General features: G+C 31.4%; 3 protein-coding genes. 2 read left to right on the forward strand and 1 reads right to left on the reverse strand.

Features of this window, described 5'->3' with window-relative positions; all coding sequences use genetic code 11:
- Positions 1–201 precede the first annotated feature (201 nt).
- Positions 202–2,214, forward strand: coding sequence for a 2-isopropylmalate synthase (locus CLCHR_RS23700; protein ID WP_079442407.1), 2,013 nt, complete (start codon positions 202–204; stop codon positions 2,212–2,214).
- A gap of 201 nt (positions 2,215–2,415) precedes the next feature.
- On the opposite strand, the gene CLCHR_RS23705 is transcribed toward CLCHR_RS23700, so the two are convergent.
- A complete protein-coding gene (locus tag CLCHR_RS23705) occupies positions 2,416–3,195 on the reverse strand; it encodes a 3'-5' exonuclease (protein ID WP_079442408.1) in 780 nt (259 codons plus the stop codon).
- 164 nt (positions 3,196–3,359) lie between these two features.
- On the opposite strand from CLCHR_RS23705, the gene CLCHR_RS23710 reads away from it, so the two are divergent.
- Positions 3,360–4,940, forward strand: a complete 1,581-nt coding sequence (locus CLCHR_RS23710) for a [Fe-Fe] hydrogenase large subunit C-terminal domain-containing protein (protein WP_079442409.1) — start codon at positions 3,360–3,362, stop codon at positions 4,938–4,940.
- The last annotated feature ends 316 nt before the right edge of the window (positions 4,941–5,256 follow it).

Below are 5,256 nucleotides of genomic sequence, written 5' to 3' on the forward strand. Positions count from 1 at the left end.
ATGTTAAAATACATCAATAAAAATGATTAAATTTATCACTAAAATTTATGTTTAGGATGTGTTATTCTATATTACATACAATAGGAGAGGGAGAAATTTCACAAATTGAACAAATTGAGAGTGTTGTTTGATTAATATAGCGTTAAGGACTTGTTTTACTAAGTGCTATTTTCAAGTATTTATATTAGGAGGGTGAAGTAAATGGAAAATTTTCAAAAGTATAAAAGAATGTATTTTATGCCACCAGTGGTCACATACGACTGGGTGAAGAAGGATTATATAGATAAGGTACCTAGATGGTGCAGCGTGGATTTACGTGATGGAAATCAATCACTAATTGAGCCCATGAGTTTAGAAGAAAAATTAGAATTCTTTAATATGTTAGTAGAGATCGGTTTTAAGGAAATTGAGGTGGGATTTCCAGCAGCTTCAGAAACAGAATTTGATTTTATAAGAACACTAATTGAGAAAGAAATGATTCCAGAAGATGTTTCAATTCAAGTGTTAACTCAGGCTAGAGATCATATTATTAGGAGAACTTTCGAGGCGGTTAAAGGGGCACCACATGCTATAATTCACTTATATAACTCGACATCAGTTGCTCAAAGAGAGCAGGTATTTGAGAAATCTAAAGAGGAAATTAAACAGCTCGCTGTAGATGGGGCCAAGCTTTTAAAAGAACTAGCAGAAAAAGAAGAAGGGAATTTCTCCTTTCAATATAGCCCGGAAAGCTTTCCAGGAACAGAAGTTGATTATGCATTAGAAGTATGTAATGCAGTTTTAGATATTTGGAGGCCAACTAAGGAAAATAAGGCAATTATCAACATTCCAACAACAGTTGAAAATGCAATGCCTCACGTATTTGCCTGCCAAGTAGAATATATTCATAAAAACTTAAAGTATAGAGAAGCTGTATCGTTATGTTTACATCCACACAATGATAGGGGATCTGGAGTAAGTGATGCGGAGCTTGGGATACTTGCGGGAGCGGATAGAATAGAAGGAACCTTGTTTGGAAATGGTGAGAGAACAGGTAATTTAGATATTATTACAGTTGCTATGAACCTTTATTCACATGGAGTAGATCCTAAGTTAAATTTTAGAAATATGTCTGAAATATGCGAAACTTATGAAAGATTAACTAGAATGCAAGTGGGTATGCGTCAGCCATATGCTGGCGAATTAGTGTTTACAGCTTTTTCGGGTTCACATCAAGATGCAATTTCAAAGGGAATGAAGTGGCGTGAAAATAGAGACAGTGAGTACTGGGACGTTCCTTATTTACCTATTGATCCGATGGATGTTGGTCGTCAGTATGATTCTGATGTTATTCGAATTAACAGCCAATCAGGCAAGGGGGGCGTTGCTTATATATTACAAAAGAATTATGGAATTTCACTTCCAAAACAGATGCAAGAAGCTTTTGGATACACCGTTAAGGATATATCAGATAAAGCCCATAAAGAATTAACTCCAGAATGGATTTATAGCATTTTAGAAGAGAAATACATTCGTAATTCACATGTGTTTCAAATCCCAGAATGCCATTTTAGACAAGGTGCAGAGATGACAGCAGAAGCTACAATCTGCCACGGCGGGAAAACACAATGTGTAACTGCACAAGGAAATGGAAGATTAGATGCAGTTAGTAATGCAATTAAAGAATATTTTGGAATTGAATATGAATTAGATGTGTATGAAGAACATTCATTATCTAGCGGCTCTCATTCAAAAGCAGTGACTTATGTGGGGATAAAATGTCACGATAAGCTTTATTGGGGAGTTGGAATAGAAACAGACATTATTAATTCATCGATTGCCGCTTTAGCAGTAGCAGTAAACCAATTAGAAGAAATAAAAAATATGAAAAGATCAGATGAAAGAATGACTGAAGTACTAAATTATATTCAATCTAATTATAAGACCGTTACATTAGACAAACTTTCAGAAACATTCTTCTTATCTAAGCCATATCTATCAAAATATATTAAAGAAAGTACAAATACTACATTTGGAGATATAGTGAAGCAAATTAGAATGGATAAAGCAAAGAACTTATTAAAGGGAAGTGGTATGACGGTAGAAAATATTTCAGAGCAGGTAGGATACCAAAATGTCGAGCACTTCATAAGATTGTTTAGAAAAGCATATGGAATAACACCTGTTGAATTTAGGAATAATGTACCAAAGTCGAAAAATGAACAATACATTTAGGCTTATGCACAGGTCAAATTATTAATACAAATATAGAAAGGATAGCTTGAATTAAAGGGTTATCCTTTTTTGAAAATAATAAAGTAAATAATTCTAGAGAGATATATGAGTCATTTCTAAAATAAATTAATACAAAGAAATGGCTCATCTGTTCTTGTTAGACTTTTGTAATTAGCAGAATACATTACTATAAGCCAATCTTTATTTATGGGGTGTTTCTCCAAATACAAATTGTTTAGTTCGTCCCATCATATAAGCAAGCTTTATTATAGATTTTTCTTCTTTTGTCATTTCTCTATCATATACTTTTTCAAATTGAATAATTAATGCGGCTATATCAATTATTTCTTTAGGTTTTGATACCCTTTTTGAGGGTTCAGGAGTATATACTGAAGCTTTAATATTATTATTATAGATAAGTTTAAAGACTTCCGAAGTATAAAATGCATCGTTATAGGCATCATGAAATTCGCCTTCTATTGGGAGATTTAAAAATTCAATAGTATTTCTGAGTCCTATTCTAGACTTATTTGGTGCATTAAAATATTTAGAGGCATATTTTTGTACATCAATGTATTTGTATGTTTTTAAACCAGGTAGGTTATAGTATTTTATATTTCGTATAAGTTCTTTAATATCAGCCATGCCCCAAATGCACAGTATAATTTCTTCATCACCAATAAATTTTTGGAAATCTTTATAAACATGAATAAAATTTTGACTTGAAATAATTTTGTCGTTGGTTATCTTGGTTAGGTTTTCTATATAAGGATGAATTGATGTATATAAAGTTGGCTTTACTAAAGCATCAAAGGTAGAGGTGGTTTCAAAGTTTTCGTTAAGCTTTATTGCACCAATCTGAATAATCTCAAAGGGCATATCACTTACGTTTATACCTTTTTTATTTTCAATAGAATCGTCAGGAACTGTAACATTATTCATTTTTTGATTAAATTCTAGGTCATATATAATATAGTGCATTTTCTCACCTACTCTTATCTAATAATTAAATTTAACTGGGGTAATATATTAATTATAGTATTTCCAAGTGAAAAAGTAATTATATTTATTAATATATAATTTAGTAATAATAACGTTATGAAAAAAGTAATTATAAGTATAGAATAAATAATTTGGAGAAGTATATGGGAAAGTCGAAAAAAAATAGTAGGATTAATGAAGATAATCTTATACAAATAGATAAGAAAAAATGTATTGGATGCACAGCCTGTGCATTTACATGCGCTCAAGAAACTAAAGTGGCTATATTAAAAGAAGTAAACAATGGAAAAAAAACAGTAGAACCTAAACAGGGAACTTTTGGAGATACAGGATGTATATATTGTGGAATGTGTGCTGCTGCTTGCCATAATAAGGCTATGAATATTAGAAATGATTTGGATCTGGCAAAACAATACTTAAATAGCGGAAAATATACGGTTTTGATTTCTTCACCATCTGTAAAAGCAACTTTAGGAGAAGAGTTTAATCTTCCCATAGGAACTTATGTAGGTGGGAAAATAGCACCATCTGCTAAAAAATTGGGATTTCAAAATGTATTTGATTCAGATTTTGGAGCGGATATTTCTGTTGTAGAGTCGGGAACTGAGCTTGTTAAAAGAATTTCAAACAAAGAAAAACTCCCTATGTTTACATCGTCTTGCCCTGCTTGGGTACGTTATGTTGAATTCTTTTATCCGGAAATATTACAATATATTTGCACTTCAAAGTCTCCACAGCAAATGATAGGTGCAGGTATAAAAACTTATTTTGCAGATACCTATAATATTCTACCAACTAATATAGTTACAATATCTATAAATTCATGTGCGGCAAAAAAATATGAAGCTGAAAGAGACGAGATGGGAAGAAATAATTATAGAGATATAGATCTAGTTTTAACAACTCAAGAATATGCAGAGCTTTTGAAAGAAAATGAAATTGATATTACAGCTATTCCTGATGAAAAAACGAGCCATTTTATGAGTGGGTATACAGGTGCAGGAACTATTTTAGGAATAAGCGGAGGCATTATGCAGTCTATTCTTAGAGCAGTAAGAAATTATTTGGGCAGTGATATATCACAAGTTCAAAATATTAAATTTAGCAGTCTGCCTGAATATGAGTATATAAAAGAAGCTAATATTACTTTAGGAGGACAAAAGTATAAAGTGGCAATAATTAATGGACTGAAGGAAATCGAAAAGTTCTTAAAAAGTGAGAAATGGAAAGAGTATTTATTAATTGAAGTTTTGAGCTGTTTTGGTGGTTGCATAAATGGTAGTGGAACACCTAAAATAGAAAGAAAATCAGAAATAATTGAAAATTTATGTATAGCCTGTGGAACATGTATAGAAAGCTGTCCTGTTAATGCAATAGAATACAATGGGGAGGGAAGAGCAGAAGTTCAGAAAGAAAGATGTATTGGATGTAAATTGTGCAGTAATATTTGTAGAGCGAATGCAGTAAAAATGGAGTGCTATGACAAAGTAACTAATAATTTGTTAGAAAAAGATTATATAAGATCTAGAACTGATTGTTTAATAAATATTGATAAAAAATCAATAAGAAGGATATCTGACGAGAATGAAATGCTTCAGAACATGTATAAGAATTATATTGGAGAACCAGACGGAGTGAAGGCAAATAAATTACTTCATACAAGCTATTGCAATAGATCTTCGCAGCTTCAAAATAAAATTTCTAAAAAGCGAAAAAAACATTAGAAGAAAACTTTATAATGCTATTTTCAAAACAAATAATTATCACTGTGCGTTATAGGGTTTATTGCTAAAGTACTTTAGAATATAATTAAAAAAATACACAATTATCTCCATTTTATACGGTAAATTATAAGGGGGAAAAATGAAAACTATAGTTATATACAAATCAAAAACCAATTTTTCAAAAAGGTATGCAGAATGGTCGCAGTTGCCGCATTTCCATATTTAATAGCAGCAAAATACGTGTATTGAACGCTTAGCATTCCCATAATTCCACACATCAAAATGTTTAAGCAGTCATATTTCGATTTCTAAACTT

This window comes from Clostridium chromiireducens (assembly GCF_002029255.1).
GTDB lineage: Bacteria > Bacillota > Clostridia > Clostridiales > Clostridiaceae > Clostridium > Clostridium chromiireducens.